The organism is Clostridium sp. CM036 (assembly GCF_055081135.1).
In genome coordinates this window covers 3,272,144-3,291,071 of the sequence record NZ_CM143652.1, presented here as the reverse complement: position 1 = coordinate 3,291,071, position 18,928 = coordinate 3,272,144, and the positions used below count along the sequence as shown (strand labels likewise).

Below are 18,928 nucleotides of genomic sequence, written 5' to 3'. Positions count from 1 at the left end.
TCATACGTCCTTCATATTATGCATAATAGTGGTTTAACGATTAATAGTTGTTACCTACAACTAACTCACTACAAGGAGGGTTAAAATGTACGGAAATCCATATATTACGTATGATCCAAATTTATTATCAAACTCCTTAGAAGGTATTAGAGCAGCAGTTCAAGGTGAAAAAGAAGATGAATTGTTCTATGACTACTTAATAAGCGTTGCTCCTACAGACGATGAAAAAAAAATTATTGCCTCTATAAGAGATGATGAACGTGGACATAATAAAATGTTTAGACAAATATATAATAACATCACTGGAATAGATGTACTACTTAAAGACGATGAGGAATTTGTGAAACCTATTTCTTACCTTGATGGTATTAAAAAAGCATTATTTGGTGAACTGGGTGCTGTGGAAAGATATCGAGAAATCAGAAGAGGACTTCCATGTACAATGTATAGAGATATACTTTTCAACATTATAACTGATGAAATAAAGCATAGTGTAAAATACAATTATTTATTTACCTTAAACAAAAAATAACATTTACATGCTATCCCGCGCCCTTTGTCCCAATGTAAGGATTATTACTGAGAATAAAATTAATATGCATCCAATTACAATAGTAAAGGACAGCTTTTCACTTAGAATTATAACTCCAAGTATAATGCTTACTATAGGCTCTAAAGTGCTTAATATCGCAGCACTCGAAGGGCCTATTATTTTTATGCCCTTTAAAAACATCGTAAGAGCTAAAACTGTAGATACTAGAGCGATGCTACCGGAAGCTAAAAAACTATATGGCTTTATATTAAAATCTAATTGTCCATTAATCATGCCCATTATGAAAATTGACAGCGCAGCTATAAACGCTAAATAGAAAGTTAGTACAAACGTATCGATTTTGTTAACTTCACTATGTGCAACTCCAACAATATAATACGCATAGAAAAAACCTGAAAAAGCTGTTACTATCACAGGGTAAACGAAATGTAGAATAGTAGCGAGTCCCACAGATATATAATTATATGATAAAAACAGCGCATAAGATGTGCCTGTATATCCTATAATCGATAAAAAAATAATGTGCATTAGCTGTGACTTGTTTAATTTAAAATCTTTTTTTGTAACAACTATGTAAAGTAATATTATTAAAGTAGCTATAAAGAACCTAAGAAATAACACTGTTGTTGCATTTGCTCCCCCAGTATAAGCTATTTTTGCGAGAATTGGCATAACTCCAAAAGCCGCTGAAGATACTACTGTATATATTATTCCATCTATCTTTTTCATTTGTTCACATCCCTTTCTTTATGTCTACGTATCATTCTATCACAAACAAAAAAAATAAAACTACCAAAATACCTCTAATGTATTTTGGTAGTTAAGTCTCTAGCTGCGAATATGTTGCAGCCTCCCAGAAGATTATTTAATTAGTAACTTCATCAATTATACTATTAATATAATTTAGTACTTCTTTCTTTTGTTCTATAGATTTACCTTTTACTTCTTCTATTGTACTCAGAATGTTGTTTGCTTGTTCTTTTTGCGTTTCATTCATATATTTAGTGGCACTTTGTATTTTTTGTTTTGCCGCTACTAATTCCTTATCTATATCTTCGTCGCTTGTCGTGTCAAGACCTTCAGATTGAGTTTTTGTTTCCTTAAATCCAACCGTTCCTATTATTTTATGATTTCTAATTACAAAGCTCTTTATCTTAATAGGAAGTATATCTGTTTTAATTTTTATTAGATTATCCTCAACATAAAAGACATCATTACTCTGCTTGGCAATTTGAGACATTATAAGTTCTTTAGGTAATGTTAGCTTTCCAACTTTAAAATTATCAGCAACGTATGTAATTTCACCATTAGAAACATCTAGCTTTCCCGTGGACGATAATAATAAATTAATATTCTTATAACTGAATGGAGCCTCAATCAAAATTTTATCATTTCCTATTTTTGTGTTAATTTCCTTAATAGTTATGTCTCCCTTACTTATAGGCTTTTTAAAATACAGATTAATCAACGCATTCATATTCTCTTGATTTATTGCAAATTGCCCACTTTTTAACAGTATGTCTTTTTCAAGTTCCTGTATAACATTTGTAGAAGCCGTTTTTTCAACTATTACTTCACCATTATATAATATCGAGCATGCAAAAATTGCCAGTGCCACGAGTAAAATAATTGGCACCCATATTAGTTTGCTTCTCTTTGATTTATTATTTCTAGCCATATTCCCCTCCTTAATCCCCTTTTACTTATATATGTTACCACAATTTCTATAATTCGGCACTTTAAATTAAATAATTAACAAATATTCTCTATTTAATTCTTAACCCTTTTCTTAAATATCTTTATGAAAAAGCATACTCTAAAAAAATAAAACTACCAAAATATCTCTAATGTATTTTGATAGTTCTCTATTTATTTATTCCTCATAGTCCAGAAGCTTTTCTTAATTGTTCAGAATTGCCCCGATTTATATTCCTAAATGATGCATTCTTAACTCTATCCTTAGATTGAATCTTAGGTATTACCTTTTTCTCTTTTGTTAATGAATCACGCTTAATTTCTTTTTGCTTCCCAGATCCTTTTTTCTCTTTCTCACTACTTGAAGATTTATTTTTAAATTCATTCACAGTATTGTTATTATCATTTATTACTTTTTTCTTTTCTTCTATATGTTTACCATGCGCTCCATCTATGGTATTTAGAGGCTTTTTTTGTTTCGCTGTAGCTAATTGCTTATCTGTCTCTTCTACATTCTTTGCATCAATATTTTTAAATGGAATTCTGGAGCTTTGCTTCGCAGCTGTTCCTGATATTCTATTATTTTCAACTTTTAAACTATTTATCTTAAAAGGAACTACGCTTGGATTAATTTTTATTAAATTGTCCTCAGCATAAACATTCTTATTATCAGACTTTGAAATTTGTGACAACACTATTTTTTTAGGTATTGTGAGCTTGCCAATTTTAAAATTTTCAGCAGTATATGTAAAATTGTCTTTAGTAAAATCTATCTTTCCCTTGGACGAAAATAATAAATTTACCTTCTTATAGCTGATAGGAGCCTTAATTACAAGTTCATCCTTTACAATCTCTATATTAACTCCCTTAAGAGTTATATCCCCCTTAGTTTCAGGCCTTAATAATTTACTTAACTCATCTATGTCATTTTGAGTTAATTCAAATTTCCCGCCTTTTCCCTGTATTTTTTTAAGTTTATCTATAATCTCTGAGGAAGCTGTTTTTTTAAATACTAATCCACTATTGTATAATATTAGGTATGCACAAACTACTGTTGATCCTAATAAAATAGTTAATGTCCCTATAATTATTTTTCTCTTTAATTGCATGTTTTCCGACATATTCTCCCCCTTTTTTCATTAATATTTATATGTTAACACATTTAACATAATTTTTAACTCTAATTCACATAGTTCACAAAAAATTTTTCTCTAACTGCAAATAAAATTGGTCATATTATACTTATCTAGAAAAATTGCGGTACAAGCCTTTTGTATGATATTATGTATCTAATAAACAAAACATATTAGGAGGATATTATGGGAACACAAAAAACGCCTTATGTTAATCGAAAAAACCATTACGATACTCTATTAAAAAAGCAAAAACAAACCATAGGTTTTATAAGCTTATTAAGATTAATAGTTTTCGTATCCGGATTGAGCTTTACAATTTTCTTTTATTTACGAACTACTTACTATTTAAGCCTTTTAATATTAGTTACCACCATCATCACATTTATAACTTTGGCAATTAAACATAGCAAGATAAAACGCAACAAAATCAGATGTTCGATTTTATGTAAAATAAATGAAAATTGTCTAAAACGCATAAATAACAATTGGAAAGATTTTTCTGATAATGGTGATGATTTCAGCGATGAAAATCACAGTTACTCGAAAGACCTAGATATATTTGGCAATAACTCCCTTTTCCAATGGATAAACACCTGCATAACTTATCTTGGTAGACAAAAATTGAAAGATTCTCTTTCCGCCCCTATTTATAATACTGATGAAATACATAAAAGGCAGGAATCCATAAAAGAGCTCGCTGGGAATATTGGATGGACACAGAGATTTGCAGCGGAAGCAATACTTAGCGAGAATAAAAACCATAACCCTGGGGAATTGCTTGAATGGGTAAAGGATAAAAATGAGTTTTTCCTAAAACCTCTAGTAATAACCGTAATAAGGATATTACCAATAATAACTCTATCTCTTATGGTATTATCATTTGTTTTCTCTAAAGTATCTTACAGAATACCCCTTTTAGCAATTGTCATTCAGATAATACTTCTTTTAGTTGGATATAAAGAAGTAAGTAGAAATTTGGACACTGTATATAAATATAAGGATTCAATTTTTATATATAATAAACTCCTTATGCATATAGAAAAGAAGACTTTTACCTCAGAGTACTTAATCAAATTGAAAGAAAAACTTGTTAATAAGGACGGAATGAACGCTTCTTTTCAAATTAAAAAACTAGTAAATCTAGTAACAGTAATATCCGACAGAAGAAATATGTATTATTTACCTATAAATATCCTCCTCCTGTGGGATTATCAATGTTTAATTAATCTTCAGAAATTTAAGAAAAAGAGTGGTTCTTCTCTAGCAACTTGGATAGATGTTATAGGTGAAATTGAATCCTTAAATAGTCTATCAATTATATCCTATGAACACCCTGACTGGGCAATGCCAAAATTTAAGGACGGATCCCCTATATTTGATGCTAAAAATCTGGGCCATCCACTACTCGGAAGTAACCGAGTATATAATGATATCCGCATAGAAAGATCACAAAATGTTCTTTTAATAACAGGTTCCAATATGTCCGGTAAAAGCACACTTCTTAGAACTACAGGTATTAACTTGGTTTTAGCCTATGCTGGTGCTCCTGTATGTGCGCAAAGTTTTAACTGCTCTATAATGGACATTTATACCTGCATGAGAACAAGTGATAACTTAGAAAAAAACATTTCATCCTTCTATGCAGAACTTTTAAGAATAAAAAAACTTGTAAATGCTACGAAAAACAAAACTCCAATTTTCTTCTTATTAGATGAAATCTTTAAAGGAACTAACTCTATAGATAGACATACCGGCGCTAAAATACTAGTCGCCAAGCTAAGTACTGAGAATGCACTAGGCTTTGTGTCTACCCACGACTTAGAGCTAGGTGACATAGAAACCACTAATAAAAGAGTTAAAAATTACCATCTTAAAGAATATTATAAAGATGATAAATTATACTTTGACTATAAACTCAGACATGGAGTATCTACCACTAGAAATGCATTATACTTAATGAAAATGGCAGGCCTTGATATTCCACCTGACATTGAACTCCCAAAATAAAAAATAAAAAAAGTATATATTACAATGCATTATACGTAATATATACTTTTTTTTACGCATAAAAAAGCGTAACATCATTTAATAATTCGGTTAATCATAAGGTCAATTATTCCATCATATATATTAAATAATGCAGTCTTTTCTTATGGTCAATATAATTAGTAATTTAACCATGTATATGTTTTGGCAATTTCCCTATGTTTCAATAGGTTTTTAATATTAATTTAGAGCAAAATAATATTATAGTAATATCGTGAAAGGAGAAATCTTATGAAAATCAATTTAAATTTAAAAAAATTTATTATACTAGTTTCTATATTCACTTTTTTGAAAGGTTCTTTTTTCGCCGATTTTGCTAGCAAAAGTAAAGACTATGAAGATAAATATGGTGTTTATCTAGTCTTCGCTGAATGACACAATAAAATACATCAAATTTAAAAAAGTTGTATAAGCTAACTAAGGGATAAAATATCCAATAGAGCTTGTACAACTTTTTTATTACCTCTTATTTTTTATATCCCTCAGGATGACTTTCATGCCATTTCCACGCAGTTTCTATAATAGTTTCAAGAGAAGCATATTTAGGTTCCCATCCGAGAATTTTCTTAGCCTTTTCACTAGAAGCTATAAGCACTGCAGGGTCTCCTGCACGTCTAAGAGCCATTTCAGCCTTTATTTCTTTTCCAGTAACTTTTCTTGTTACGTCGATTACCTGTTGAACAGAAAATCCTTGCCCATTTCCAAGATTACAAGTTATGCTGTCCTCCCCGCATCGTAGCCTCTTCACTGCTAGTAAATGAGCACTAGCAAGATCAGTTACATGGACATAATCTCTAACACAAGTACCATCCTCAGTGTCGTAATCATCTCCAAATACCATAATCTTTTCTCTTTGTCCGAGTGCTACCTGAAGAATAATAGGAATTAAATGAGATTCTGGTCTATGGTCTTCTCCTATATTTGAGCTTATATGTGCACCTGCTGCATTAAAATATCTTAACGCAGTATATTTTATACCATAAGCATTATCACACCATTTTAAGATCTTCTCCACACAAAGCTTTGATTCTCCATAAGGATTAGTAGGAAAAGTCTTATCTTCTTCAAGTATAGGAATATTATCTGGCTCCCCGTAGGTTGCTGCAGTTGATGAGAAAACTATATATTTAACCTTATGATCTCTCATAGCCTTAAGTAAATTTATAGTAGATCCTATGTTATTTTCAAAATACTTTAGAGGTTCTGTAACACTTTCCCCTACCAATGAATCTGCTGCAAAATCTATAACTGCATCTATAGTATTCTCTGTAAAAACCTTATTAAGTATTTCATCGTCTCTTAAATCTCCACAGTAAAGCTTTCCACCAAGTAGCGCATCATGATGTCCCTTTTGGAAATTGTCTAAAACAACTACCTCTTCACCTTTTTCTAAGAGCTCAGCGACCATATGACTTCCAATGTACCCCGCTCCACCACATACTAAAATAGCCATTAACTAAATTCTCCTCTCATAAAAACTTATTATTAAATAATACAATCTTATATATTATTTTAACACAACAACTTCTATTAGTTGTAACTTTATTGTTAATCAAATTATTTCTATACGGTTGACAATGCAGTGCTACCATCATATAATAATTTGAACAAATATATAAGCTTTTCCGTATTATACTAAAAAGCTATTTTTATTGGAGGTACTATCAATGGATTCTGGCCCCATACCGAGGAATTACTATATAAAATTTAATATTATTATAGAGGAAGAATTCATTTATACTAGCGCTTTGACCTAATTATGCACTTTTCTTGCAAACCTTATTTTATTAGCGAACCTTCTTCCTCTAAATAAAAGTTAGGAGGGAGATTATGTCTCATAGATTAAACCAAAAAGAACTAACTGAATTTTTGTTAACCGAAACTATAGATGAAATAAATAAACTTATTCAGTTCATTCATCCTGCTGATATTCTAGTAGTTATTAGGCAATATGATGGAGATAAAATAAATTTATTTCAAAAACTATCTCCAAATGTGATTGCAAACATTATTGATGATGCAGAAGATGAGGAGAAATATGACCTCTTATCCATTCATTCCACCATCATTCAAAAAAAAATCATACATGAAATGTCATCAGATGAATTAGTAGATTTATTAGAAGCTGTTTCGGAAGATGAAGCTAAAAGCATCATGAAAAAAATGAATAAAGAAGATGTTGACGAAGTCAACGCATTGTTAACCTACTCTCCAGACAGTGCGGGTGGTATTATGGCCACTGAGTTTATCAGTGTAAAAGAAAATATGACTATAGGTGAGACCTTAAATTATCTTCAAAAGGAAGCTACAGAAGCGGAAACTTCTTATTATATATATGTAATAGGCGAAAACGATCTTTTAAAAGGAGTTATATCCTTAAAAGACATAGTACTAAGCAACTTTGATGTGAAAATTTCAGATATCATGAATAGTAATGCCATGAGCGTCCCTGTTGATATGGATCAAGAAGAAGTTGGGCACATTTTCGAAAAATACGGGTTTTTAACTATGCCCGTAGTCGATGAAGATATGCATATTTTAGGAATAATAACTTCAGATGATATAATGGGAATTCTTAGTGATGAACATACTGAGGATCTATATCGTCTCGCGGGTTTAAAAGGAGATGAAAAGGTTACCGGTTCTCTTAAATCTTCCATCTGCAGTAGATTGCCCTGGCTATTTGTAAATCTAATAACTGCAATCCTTGCCGCTTCAACCGTTAGTTTTTTTGAAGGCACCATTCAAAAGGTTGTAGCCTTGGCCGTCTTCATGCCAATAGTTGCAGGTATGGGCGGTAATGTAGGTACACAAACGCTAACTATTATTATTCGAAGCATAGCCCTCGGAGAAATAGACGCTAAAAATTCCAAGAAAATATTATTAAAGGAATTCGGTGTAGGTCTATGTACAGGTGTTGCAGTGGGTATTGCAGTAGCTCTATTAGGCTGCTTTTGGGAAAAGAATATTGTTTTTGGGATAGTTATTGGTTTATCTATGTTGTTAAACATGATGGCAGCAACCATAGCCGGTTTTGCAGTACCAGTTATACTAAAAAAAATCAATATTGACCCAGCACTTGCTTCTGCTGTATTTGTTACTACAGTAACTGACATTTTAGGTTTCCTCTTCTTTCTTGGGCTTGCAACGTTATTTTTACCTTACTTAATATAATAAATAAAAACTACCAAAGTGTATTATTAAATATAGCATGATACGTATAGGATAGAGAGTAAAAAATATTTACTCTCTATCCTATATTTTTTATTTTTATAATTTAAGCATTAACTTTCCCTAAGAAGAAGTAATCTTCCCTAAGAAGAAGCAATTTCCCCTAAGAAGAAGCACCCCTCCCTAATAAGAAGTAATCCTCTATTTACATTATAAAGGTATTAATTTATACTTGATTAAGAAAAGCAATAATATTACATACTTGATTTAACAAAATATTATACCTTGGAAGGGGGGAATTTATCAAAAGTTGAATATTACTTTTGATAAAACCAAAATGCCAAATGGCTCTGTTTTAAAACCTGTTTATAAAAAAATAGCTATTGATATTGCTAATAGAATTCTATCTGGAGATCTTCCTATAGGCGATAAGCTATACGGTCGCTCTTCACTTGCAAGCCAATATAACGTATCGCCAGAGACTATAAGAAGATCAATAACTCTTCTTAGCGACATGGATATAGTTAAAGTAACAAAAGGTAGCGGAATAGTCATAAACTCAGTAGATAATTGTTTGGAATTCATCCATAATTTCAAAGATATAGATTCTATAACTTCTCTAAAAAAAGAAGTTGTTGATTTACTTGAAAAGAAAAAAGAATTAGATAAAAATATAGAGTCTTCTATCGATGAACTAATAGATTATTCTAGCAGATTTAAAAATAGTAACCCTTTCATACCCTTTGAGTTTGAAATACATTCTGAAATGAGTGTCGTAGGTAAAACTATATCTGAAGCTGAATTTTGGCAAAATACAGGAGCAACAATAATTGGTATAAGACGAGATGAAAAATTAATACTTTCCCCCGGGCCACAAACTATATTTGAAGATAATGACATATTTGTGGTAATCTGTGATGAAACTAGCTATTATAGAATTAAGCTCTTTCTTTATAAAAAATAAAACTCAAAAATCCCTTACATCGCAGATGTAAGGGATTGATTTTTGGTTGAATTTTCACTAAATTAAATAAATAATCTTTAATAATATACTAGTAATTTCAACATACTAGCAAATTTTATAGATTAGCCCATTCTTTACAAAGTAACAACCCAATGATATGATAAAGTTGTTGCTTTTGCAATAAATTGGGGGGTTTTAATTTGATTAAGGGATATTATGTAATTTTATATACATTAAGAGATCAATTCATAGATATGGAGGTAACTGTTAATGAATAGTATAAATTTCGTAATAAGTAGACAAGCTGAAATATTCAATTTATTTATACAACATATTCAACTGACTATATTTGCAATATTGATGGCTGTGTTAATAGCAGTGCCTCTAGGAATACTTATAGTTAGGTATAGAAACCTCTCGGGTCCTGTCATTGGTTTTACAAATTTAGTTCAATCAATACCAAGTCTCGCATTGCTCGGGTTTTTAATACCTATAATTGGTATCGGCAGCAAGCCAGCAATTATTATGGTAGTTATGTATTCTCTTCTACCAATTCTAAAAAATACATTTACAGGACTAACTAACATAAATCCTTCACTTATCGAAGCAGCTGACGGTATGGGACTTACCAATACTCAGGTACTACTCAAGGTTCGTTTTCCACTAGCTATGCCGATTATTATGTCGGGTATTAGAATATCTTCAGTTACAGCAGTAGGACTTATGACAATAGCCGCTTTTGTAGGAGCTGGCGGTTTAGGCTCCTTAGTCTTTACAGGCGTTTCAACTGTTAACAATAATATGATCCTAGCGGGGGCCCTTCCTGCTTGTTTTCTTGCTATTTTTCTAGACTTTATTATAGGCAAGGTAGAAACTATAGTAATTCCGGAAGGAATAAAGATTTCTCAAGGCACAAAAACACTAAAAACTAATACTATCTTTGACAGCAAAAGATTTAAAATCGGAACTTCGGCATTAGTTCTTATAATCATTTTATCCTCAGTATTTACAAGTTTCTTTACAAGTAAGGATACAATAGTTGTAGGTTCTAAAAACTATAGCGAACAATTAATACTTGGAAATATGGTAGCCTCTTTAATAGAAAGTAATACAGACTATAAAGTTGAAAGAAAAATGAATTTAGGTGGGTCCATTGTAACGCTTAATGCTATAAAATCAGGTGCTATAGACATCTATGTAGAATACACAGGTGTGGCCCTCGTAAATATAATGAAAAAAGATTCTATAAGCGATCCTGACAAAGTTTACAACATAGTTAAAGATGGTTTTAAAAAGGATTACAATGTAGAATGGTTAAAACCATTAGGTTTCAATAATACATATGAGTTAGCGCTAAAGCAAGATCTTGCTAAAAAATATAATTTAAATACTATTTCAGATTTAGCAAAAGTTAGCAAAGATTTTGATTTAGGATGCACCATGGAATTTGCAAGCAGAATGGATGGTTATCTTGGATTACAAAAACTATACAATTTAGAGTTTAAAAATGTAAAAGGTATAGATGGCGGACTTCGCTATACAGCACTTCAAAATAATGAAACTCAAGTTACAGATGCATTTACTACTGATGGTTTGCTTCAAAGATTCGATCTAAAACTTTTAAAAGACGATAAAAAATTATTTCCACCTTATTATGCAGTTCCTATAGTACGGGAAGAAATACTAAAAAAATATCCTGAAATAAGACCTGTACTACTATCCTTAGAGGGTAAAGTTACCGCTAAAGATATGCAAAAACTAAATTATAGAGTAGACAACGGTGAGGACCCTAGAACAGTTGCAGAAGACTTTTTAAAATCTAAAAAATTAATGGATTAAATTAAATAGGAGGCTATATTTTGATTGAATTTAAAAACGTAAATAAAATTATAAATGGAAAACATATTTTAAAGGATGTAAATATTACTATACAAAACGAAGAATTAGTTGTTTTTATTGGACCTAGTGGTTGTGGAAAAACTACCACACTTAAAATGATTAATAAATTACTAATCCCATCAACAGGTGAAATTTTTTTAGATGGAGATAAAATACAAGATAAAAACACTATAAAACTTAGGCGTAATATGGGTTACGTTATACAGCAAGCGGGTCTTCTTCCTCACTTAACTATAGGTGACAATATTGGTTTAATACCATCCATAGAAAAAATTCCAAAGGATGAAATAAAGGAAAAAGTAATTGAGCTTTTAAATTTAGTAGGGCTAGATCCTGATGAATTTATGGATAAATACCCTAATCAGTTAAGTGGAGGTCAGCAACAAAGAGTTGGCGTTGCAAGGGCATTTGTAATGAATCCTGAGGTAATCTTAATGGATGAACCTTTTAGTGCACTAGACCCTATAACAAAAACGCAACTTCAAGATGAGGTATTTAATATACAACAAAATTTCAAGAAAACCATAATATTTGTAACTCATGATATGGATGAAGCATTAAAACTCGGAGATAAAATTTGTATTATGGATGCTGGCAGCGTTGTTCAATTTGATACTCCAGAAGAAATATTAAAAAATCCTATCAATGACTTTGTACGCGACTTTGTAGGTAAAAAAAGAATATGGAATCAACCTGAATTAATTAAGGCAAAAGATATTATGATAGAAAAACCTATAAAATCAGTTGCAGAGCGAACAATACTCCAAGCAATTGAAATAATGAAGTCTGCTAATGTAGATAGTTTACTTATTGTAGATAAATCCAACATTTTATGTGGACTTGTTACCTTAAAGCATATTAGATCAACTCTAAGAGCGAACCCAGATAAAACTATAAAGATTAAAGAAATAATGCAAAAGGAACTTATAACAGTAAATCAAGAAGATTCTATAATAGATATATTAGAAGTTATAAAAAAAGAAGATATAAATTTTGTTCCTGTAGTAGATGATAACAATAAACTATCGGGACTTCTTACCAAAAGCAGCCTTTTATCTATATTAAGTAATCAATTTATAGACATGGAGGTAGATGTAGATGAATAGTATTAATTCTTTTATGAATTTCGTAATAGATAGAAAATCTGAAATAATAGACTTATTTATTCAACATATACAATTAACTATATTTTCAATTTTGGTGGCAGTTTTAATAGCAGTGCCTCTTGGAATACTTATAGTTAGGTATAGAAAACTAACAGGTCCTATCATTGGGGTTACAAACGTAATTCAATCTATTCCCAGTCTGGCACTTCTTGGATTTTTGATACCTATACTTGGTATTGGAAGCAAACCAGCTATTATTATGGCGGTTATGTATTCGCTTCTACCAATTGTAAAGAACACATTTACAGGGCTCACTAACATAAACCCTGCACTTATTGAAGCAGCTGATGGTATGGGACTTACCAATACTCAGGTACTACTCAAAGTTCGTTTCCCACTAGCTATGCCGGTTATTATGTCAGGTATTAGAATATCTTCAGTTACAGCTGTAGGACTTATGACCATAGCCGCTTTTATAGGCGCTGGCGGTTTAGGATCCTTAGTCTTCACAGGCGTTTCAACTGTTAACAATAATATGATCCTTGCCGGAGCTATTCCTGCTTGTTTTCTTGCCCTTTTTCTAGACTTCATTATAGGCAAGGTAGAAAACATAGTAATTCCAGAAGGAATAAAAGATACTCATAAACCCCCAACTCGAACTACTAGATTCTTTAAAAACAAAAAAACTCAACTTTGGGCTTCTGTCTTAGTTGTTATAATCATTGTATCAACAGTCGCTTCAAGTTTTGTTAAAAGTAAAGACACAATAGTTGTAGGCTCTAAAAACTTTAGTGAACAATTAATACTTGGAAATATGGTAGCTTCTTTAATAGAGGCTAAGACAGACATTAAAGTTACACGAAAATTAAACTTAGGTGGAACTAATGTAGTATTTAGTGCTATGAAATCAAAAGATGTAGATGTATATGTAGAATATACTGGAACAGGTCTTGTAAATATTCTAAAAAAACCTACCATGAGTGATCCAAATAAAGTTTATGATGTGATGAAAAATGATTTCTCGAAAAATTATGATATAGATGTAATGGAACCTTTAGGATTTAATAACACCTATGTAATCGCAGTAAAAAATGATTTTGCTAAAAAAAATAATTTAACTACTATTTCTGATTTATCAAAGATAAGTTCTAAATATAATGCGGGTTTTACTATGGAATTTGCAGCTAGACAAGATGGTTACCTTGGAGTTAAAAATTTATATAATCTAAATTTCAAAAGTTTAAAAAGTATAGATGGTGGACTTCGCTATACCGCACTTGAAAAAGGCGAAACACAGGTTCTAGATGCCTTTGCTACAGATGGATTACTTGAAAAATTTCATCTTAAACTTTTAAAAGATGATAAGAGTTTTTTCCCACCTTACTATGCAGTTCCAGTAATAAGAGCAGAAACACTTAAAAAGCATCCTGGATTAAAGGATGTATTCCTCCTTCTCGAAGGTAAAATTACAGATGAAGATATGCGAACTCTTAATTATAGAGTAGACAATGAAGAACAACCTAGAAAAGTTGCAGAAGACTTTTTAAGATCCAAAAAATTGATAGAATAAAAAAATAAGAGTGCAAGACCTATGAAGTTTCTCCTGCGTGGCACCAAATAAGAGCTTGAAACGTGAAATTCAATGTTTCGGCCCTTCTTATTTGGAGTCACTCCCGGAGAAACTTCATACTATTATGCAATCTGTTTCCTATAAAATAAAAAAACGTGATATATTTTAATAATATATCACGTTTTTTTTATTTATTCTTCTGATTTTTATGCGCAAAAAAGGTATATATTACGTATAATGCATTGAAGCAAGCTTTAGTAGTTCTTAGCGAAGCGAATGCATTAATCGTATTGCAATACGCGTAATATATACTTTTTACCTTATCTCATATCTTTTGCTTTTCCTATTGTGCCCCCAAGTCCATCCCATAGGTAATTATGTTCGTCCACTCCACTTTTAAAATTATTATCTTTCCACCTTTCAAGAAATTGTAACAAAGTCGCCTTATCAGGATATTTACTTTTTGTAACTTTCGCAATTAGTTGGTTGCACTTGTCGGGGGTTATTTGTATCTCTCCCCATATTTTCCCGTCTTGTGCTACAATTTTAGTGTTTATCATTTTATGCATAGTACTATAAAGTGATAACTCATCATCACTTATTTTTTCTACGGTATCATTTGCTTTTATTTCAACCGCCTTATTAGCTAACTCCTTATTTAACTGGACTGCCTGTACCGTTTTTGGACTTTCCGTTTCAGTTAATTTATGTTGTGTAATATAGTAACTTCCTGCCCCTATTATTGCAAGTACCAATGCAATGCTACTTACCACAAGCCATCTACCATGTAAGGGAAAGATTTTGCCGCTTATGGCATGAAATTTGTCACTTACTTTATTCTGTTTCATACGATTTTACCCCCTTATATTTACAGGCTTTTTATAGCTAGCCTGAAGCTATTACGTTTTTCAGTTTTTATGAATACGATTTCATATTACTTATTTTCTCTATACCCTATTTATCTCTTTCGGAGCTATTTATCTCCTTCGGGCTATTTATCTCCTTCGGAGCTATTTACATTATTACAATCATAAAATAACATCCCCTGTAATATTTTAGTATGTTAGACATTTATAATTATACCACATTTGTAATATTATTCCAACGTTTATTTTAAAGAGTAATATATTGTATTACTGTATAAAATTACATAAATTCCGAGTAAAAATTGCATAATTACATGATTATATATGGCAATATATTTTATTATATGCTAATATGTAATAATAAGTATATTAATTTTGGTAATTTACTTAATTTATGATTATAAAATCTATATTGGGCGTGTTAAAAAAATTGGGGGAATTATGATGGAAACCACCTTTAGTAGCATAATAATAGAACCACTTTTATATTCGTGCGATAATATTATAACAAAGGTTAATAAAGATTTTCTTGATTTAACAGAGTATGCGTTAGATGAATTGTTAAATAGATCGCTCATAGAAATAGGAGAAATGCTAAAAATCAACTCACAAATACTTCTTGATACTATAGATAGTAACTATACATACTATATATTCACAAAATCCAGTCAATCAATAGAAGTTAATATATCACTTTCCCATGTTAAAGGGACGAATGAAAGAATATATACTTTTGTTGAGACCCCAAATTCCAGACTTAATGACAAGCTCATGTTTGTTGAGCAATCATTTATAGATAACATATCGGGTGTAGCTATTTACAGTGTACCCGATTTAATATTACTTAAAGCGAATCAAAAATACCTTAATTTTACGGATTCTCCTTTTAATAAAGGAGAAAATAGTATAGGTAGTCCTATTAGAGAAATTATACCTGGATTTTCGGGAAGCCAAGTTGAAGTTATTTATAATACTGTCCTATGGTCACAAAAGGCAAACTATATAAAAGATTTCAAATTTGATAGCTTTACTAGAGGTATAACTTATTGGGATTCTACCCTAACACCTATATTTGAAAACAATAAGATGAAGTACCTATTTCAGACTGCTACTCAGGTTACGCAAAATACTATTAAAAATCAAATTGTAAAGAGGAGAACCAAGCTAATTGAGAATCGAACTGAATTGGCCTCCGTGCGATGCCGATTTGAAATGCTAAGCAGAGTGATAGACACTTTTGATTTACCTGTTATTAGATTATCATGTCCCGATTTAAACATTATTGATATAAATAAAAAAGCATTTGATTACATTAAATTGCTAAAGCCTGATTTTAAATCAATTAACCTTATACGAAATAATAATGCTGAAATTTTACTAGGACCACTCAAAACAACTGAATATTACCAATGTATTGATGAAGTCTTAAAAGAAAAGAAAACTAAGTATTTGAATAAAAAGAAACATTTGATAAATGGTGACGAGGTATATTGGAATCTTATATTTGAACCAGTGTTTAAATTAAACGGAGAAATCGAGGAAATATTAGTTTTAATAATTGATGTTACCCCTGAAATAAAGTCCAATATAGTGATGGAAAGAGCATTAAAATTGCAGGGAGAATTTCTTGTTAACATATCCCATGAACTTAAAACTCCACTAAATGTTATATTTGCAACAACTCAGTTATTAAATATGTATTGCACTAATGGATCCCTGGACCAAAAGAAGGATTCAATTATTAAATATATAGCCTCAATTAAGCAAAATTCCTATAAATTATCTAAAATGATTAATAACATAGTTGATTTATCGAAAATTGAAGCAGGGTTCTTTAAATTAAACCTATCAAATAATAATATAGTCGAATTTGTAGAGGAAATAGCTATGTCTGTAACAAACTTTACTGACAGCAAAGGATTAAAAATCATTTTTGATACAAATACAGAAGAAAAAATTATTGCTTGTGACCCAGAAAAGGTAGAAAGAGTAGTATTAAATCTTATATCAAATGCGATAAAATTTTCAGATGAAGGCGATGACATATTTATAAACGTTAATGATAAGAATGAATTTGTTGAAATATCAGTCAAGGATACTGGGGTTGGCATTGAAGACAAGTACTTGGATATGATATTTGATAGATTTAATCAAGTAGATAACTCACTATCAAGAAATGCAGAAGGTACAGGTATTGGTTTGAGTTTAGTTAAGTCAATTGTAGAATTACATGGCGGTAGTATATCTGTTGAAAGTGAATTCGGCAGTGGAAGTACGTTTACAGTTAAACTTCCGTCTAAAAAGGTACTTAATGAAGATACGCTATATAATAGCAAAATGAGAAGTAGAAATGAAACCGTGCAAGTTGAGCTTTCAGATGCTTATTCGTAATCTCCATATTCAAAAATAAAAAATAATACTGCAAATATAATCCCATCTTTAATAATATAATTATAGTGACTGATAAAAAGGATGGGAATTATGATAAAAACAAAAAAATGTTCAAATAATAAAACAAGCATAGGATTACTTGTTTTATTATTTATATTATTTGAAATTATTTTCACAGCAATTACAGGTCCATTTTTAATTTATTATGGTCCGTTTAAAAAGGTAAAGACTACAGTTGTAGGTGCAGCTATGACTACTACTTCATTGCAATGGCTAGCAACATCATTTTTATCTGATGAAAAAATAAAACAAATTATGAGTCAACAAAAGGTAGACCATATAGTTCAAGATAACGTAAATTCTCACATAAAAATAGAGGCTAAAAATGATACTAGTATTGAACGATATGTTATACGCGCAAAAAGATTTAAAGGGTCTATACTAGTAATTAATGACCCCACTAGGCTAAAAGTAGGTTACAGCCGTAAGCTCGGACATGAAGGCGAAGTTACCAGTGAAATTGCAAAAAATAATAGTGCCATTGCTGCGATTAATGGTGGTGGGTTTTCTGATGGAGTTCCTGGATCACTTTGGACGGGAACTGGAGCAAATCCAGAGGGTATTATAATGACTGGTGGAAAAATCGTTTATAATGATATAACAAATGAAAATGAGAAAGGAAATGTTGTAGGATTAACTAAATCGGGTAAGTTATTAGTTGGTCCTCATTCTATTAAAGATATGAAAAAGATTGGAGTAACTGAAGCAGTATCTTTTGGCCCCGCCATCATAGTTAACGGAAAGAAAACTATAAATAGTGGTGATGGAGGCTGGGGCATTGCGCCTAGAACAGCCATTGCACAAAGAAAAGATGGTGCAATAATATTAATAGTTATTGATGGTAGGCAGCTAAATAGCTTAGGAGCTACTTTAAGAGAAGTACAAGATGAACTGTATAAATTTGGAGCTTATAATGCTGCTAACTTAGATGGAGGTTCTTCCTCTACCTTATATTATAATGATGAAGTCATAAACACTCCCTGCGACAGCTTGGGCGAAAGATCCGTACCTTCAATTATATATGTAAAAAGAAAAACAATAACGCACACGAAATTATACCAACATATAGAAAAGTAGTAGTCTTCCATATGTTAACAAAACAAAAACTGCTGAAATAAATATATTTCAGCAGTTTTTTTCCCCTTACTTTGCCAAGGGTTTGGACTTCTATTATGTTACCTTCAATATAGTTTTCCTACCTTTGTCTGTAATTTTCCACATATTTATATTCACATTTGAGCTACTACAACAGCTCGGTTTTTTAGAACTGCTCCCACAATTACATCCGCCTGAGCAAGTCTCCATATCTTCCTTTTCAATATACCCGAGCCTCTGAAGTTGTACTAGCATTTGCTCAACCATACCCTCATCTATTCCTAATTCCTTGGCCATTATATTATTAGAATACCTTCCGCCTTGAACTAATCTTGCAAGTACTTTCATTAACATAATACACCCTCCCTTTTATTTC

General features: G+C 31.2%; 16 protein-coding genes. 10 read left to right on the top strand and 6 right to left on the bottom strand.

Going from position 1 to position 18,928, the window contains the following annotated elements:
* Positions 1-85 precede the first annotated feature (85 nt).
* Positions 86-532 (top strand): ferritin-like domain-containing protein, encoded by a 447-nt coding sequence (locus tag ACWJKE_RS15595; RefSeq protein ID WP_216302605.1) that lies wholly within the window; start codon positions 86-88, stop codon positions 530-532.
* Positions 533-535: 3 nt separating this feature from the next.
* On the opposite strand, the gene ACWJKE_RS15590 is transcribed toward ACWJKE_RS15595, so the two are convergent.
* From ACWJKE_RS15590 to ACWJKE_RS15580, 3 genes are all read right to left on the bottom strand, one after another.
* Positions 536-1,282 carry a DMT family transporter gene (locus ACWJKE_RS15590; RefSeq protein WP_462958974.1) on the bottom strand — a complete coding sequence of 249 codons (747 nt, stop codon included), beginning with the start codon at positions 1,280-1,282 and terminating at the stop codon, positions 536-538.
* Between the two features lie 136 nt (positions 1,283-1,418).
* A complete protein-coding gene (locus ACWJKE_RS15585) occupies positions 1,419-2,231 on the bottom strand; it encodes a hypothetical protein (protein ID WP_462958973.1) in 813 nt (270 codons plus the stop codon).
* Positions 2,232-2,433: 202 nt separating this feature from the next.
* Positions 2,434-3,369: a hypothetical protein gene (locus tag ACWJKE_RS15580; protein WP_462958972.1), complete on the bottom strand. Its 936-nt coding sequence runs from the start codon at positions 3,367-3,369 to the stop codon at positions 2,434-2,436.
* 198 nt (positions 3,370-3,567) lie between these two features.
* Here ACWJKE_RS15580 and ACWJKE_RS15575 point away from each other — a divergent pair, with 198 nt between their 5' ends.
* Together ACWJKE_RS15575 and ACWJKE_RS15570 are read left to right on the top strand one after the other, a co-directional pair.
* Positions 3,568-5,391 carry a MutS-related protein gene (locus ACWJKE_RS15575; RefSeq protein ID WP_462952745.1) on the top strand — a complete coding sequence of 608 codons (1,824 nt, stop codon included), beginning with the start codon at positions 3,568-3,570 and terminating at the stop codon, positions 5,389-5,391.
* A gap of 270 nt (positions 5,392-5,661) precedes the next feature.
* Entirely contained in the window at positions 5,662-5,805 is a 144-nt protein-coding gene (locus tag ACWJKE_RS15570) for a hypothetical protein (RefSeq protein ID WP_220286177.1), read from the top strand.
* A 91-nt stretch (positions 5,806-5,896) separates the two neighbouring features.
* Here the strand turns inward: ACWJKE_RS15570 and galE are convergent, their stop codons facing one another.
* Complete coding sequence (gene galE, locus ACWJKE_RS15565; RefSeq protein ID WP_220286178.1) at positions 5,897-6,883, bottom strand: UDP-glucose 4-epimerase GalE; 987 nt, start codon at positions 6,881-6,883, stop codon at positions 5,897-5,899.
* Positions 6,884-7,260: 377 nt separating this feature from the next.
* On the opposite strand from galE, the gene mgtE reads away from it, so the two are divergent.
* From mgtE to ACWJKE_RS15540, 5 genes are all read left to right on the top strand, one after another.
* Complete coding sequence (gene mgtE / locus ACWJKE_RS15560; protein ID WP_216302599.1) at positions 7,261-8,604, top strand: magnesium transporter; 1,344 nt, start codon at positions 7,261-7,263, stop codon at positions 8,602-8,604.
* A gap of 334 nt (positions 8,605-8,938) precedes the next feature.
* Positions 8,939-9,565: a TrkA C-terminal domain-containing protein gene (locus ACWJKE_RS15555; RefSeq protein WP_165412539.1), complete on the top strand. Its 627-nt coding sequence runs from the start codon at positions 8,939-8,941 to the stop codon at positions 9,563-9,565.
* Positions 9,566-9,835: 270 nt separating this feature from the next.
* Positions 9,836-11,404 carry an ABC transporter permease/substrate-binding protein gene (locus tag ACWJKE_RS15550; protein WP_462958971.1) on the top strand — a complete coding sequence of 523 codons (1,569 nt, stop codon included), beginning with the start codon at positions 9,836-9,838 and terminating at the stop codon, positions 11,402-11,404.
* 20 nt (positions 11,405-11,424) lie between these two features.
* Positions 11,425-12,570 carry an ABC transporter ATP-binding protein gene (locus tag ACWJKE_RS15545; protein ID WP_216302597.1) on the top strand — a complete coding sequence of 382 codons (1,146 nt, stop codon included), beginning with the start codon at positions 11,425-11,427 and terminating at the stop codon, positions 12,568-12,570.
* The gene (locus ACWJKE_RS15540) at positions 12,563-14,140 is read left to right on the top strand and encodes an ABC transporter permease/substrate-binding protein (protein WP_462958970.1); all 1,578 of its coding nucleotides are present in this window, start codon (positions 12,563-12,565) and stop codon (positions 14,138-14,140) included. The genes ACWJKE_RS15545 and ACWJKE_RS15540 overlap by 8 nt, the downstream gene beginning before the upstream one ends.
* A gap of 320 nt (positions 14,141-14,460) precedes the next feature.
* Here the strand turns inward: ACWJKE_RS15540 and ACWJKE_RS15535 are convergent, their stop codons facing one another.
* Positions 14,461-14,988 carry a DUF6241 domain-containing protein gene (locus ACWJKE_RS15535; RefSeq protein ID WP_220286180.1) on the bottom strand — a complete coding sequence of 176 codons (528 nt, stop codon included), beginning with the start codon at positions 14,986-14,988 and terminating at the stop codon, positions 14,461-14,463.
* A 459-nt stretch (positions 14,989-15,447) separates the two neighbouring features.
* Here ACWJKE_RS15535 and ACWJKE_RS15530 point away from each other — a divergent pair, with 459 nt between their 5' ends.
* Together ACWJKE_RS15530 and ACWJKE_RS15525 are read left to right on the top strand one after the other, a co-directional pair.
* A complete protein-coding gene (locus ACWJKE_RS15530; RefSeq protein WP_462958969.1) occupies positions 15,448-17,397 on the top strand; it encodes a PAS domain-containing sensor histidine kinase in 1,950 nt (649 codons plus the stop codon).
* Between the two features lie 90 nt (positions 17,398-17,487).
* Positions 17,488-18,534, top strand: a complete 1,047-nt coding sequence (locus ACWJKE_RS15525; protein ID WP_216302594.1) for a phosphodiester glycosidase family protein — start codon at positions 17,488-17,490, stop codon at positions 18,532-18,534.
* Between the two features lie 93 nt (positions 18,535-18,627).
* Here ACWJKE_RS15525 and ACWJKE_RS15520 read toward each other — a convergent pair whose 3' ends face one another.
* Entirely contained in the window at positions 18,628-18,906 is a 279-nt protein-coding gene (locus ACWJKE_RS15520) for a FeoC-like transcriptional regulator (RefSeq protein ID WP_216302593.1), read from the bottom strand.
* Positions 18,907-18,928 lie beyond the last annotated feature (22 nt).

Bases quoted from the DNA above. Each gene is read 5' to 3' on its own strand.
- ACWJKE_RS15555 (WP_165412539.1), top strand. From the start codon at position 8,939: ATGCCAAATGGCTCTGTTTTAAAACCTGTTTATAAAAAAATAGCTATT.
- ACWJKE_RS15520 (WP_216302593.1), bottom strand. From the start codon at position 18,906: ATGTTAATGAAAGTACTTGCAAGATTAGTTCAAGGCGGAAGGTATTCT.
- ACWJKE_RS15580 (WP_462958972.1), bottom strand. From the start codon at position 3,369: ATGTCGGAAAACATGCAATTAAAGAGAAAAATAATTATAGGGACATTA.
- galE (WP_220286178.1), bottom strand. From the start codon at position 6,883: ATGGCTATTTTAGTATGTGGTGGAGCGGGGTACATTGGAAGTCATATG.
- ACWJKE_RS15550 (WP_462958971.1), top strand. From the start codon at position 9,836: ATGAATAGTATAAATTTCGTAATAAGTAGACAAGCTGAAATATTCAAT.
- ACWJKE_RS15525 (WP_216302594.1), top strand. From the start codon at position 17,488: ATGATAAAAACAAAAAAATGTTCAAATAATAAAACAAGCATAGGATTA.
- ACWJKE_RS15585 (WP_462958973.1), bottom strand. From the start codon at position 2,231: ATGGCTAGAAATAATAAATCAAAGAGAAGCAAACTAATATGGGTGCCA.
- ACWJKE_RS15570 (WP_220286177.1), top strand. From the start codon at position 5,662: ATGAAAATCAATTTAAATTTAAAAAAATTTATTATACTAGTTTCTATA.
- ACWJKE_RS15535 (WP_220286180.1), bottom strand. From the start codon at position 14,988: ATGAAACAGAATAAAGTAAGTGACAAATTTCATGCCATAAGCGGCAAA.
- ACWJKE_RS15590 (WP_462958974.1), bottom strand. From the start codon at position 1,282: ATGAAAAAGATAGATGGAATAATATATACAGTAGTATCTTCAGCGGCT.
- ACWJKE_RS15575 (WP_462952745.1), top strand. From the start codon at position 3,568: ATGGGAACACAAAAAACGCCTTATGTTAATCGAAAAAACCATTACGAT.
- ACWJKE_RS15540 (WP_462958970.1), top strand. From the start codon at position 12,563: ATGAATAGTATTAATTCTTTTATGAATTTCGTAATAGATAGAAAATCT.
- ACWJKE_RS15595 (WP_216302605.1), top strand. From the start codon at position 86: ATGTACGGAAATCCATATATTACGTATGATCCAAATTTATTATCAAAC.
- ACWJKE_RS15530 (WP_462958969.1), top strand. From the start codon at position 15,448: ATGATGGAAACCACCTTTAGTAGCATAATAATAGAACCACTTTTATAT.
- mgtE (WP_216302599.1), top strand. From the start codon at position 7,261: ATGTCTCATAGATTAAACCAAAAAGAACTAACTGAATTTTTGTTAACC.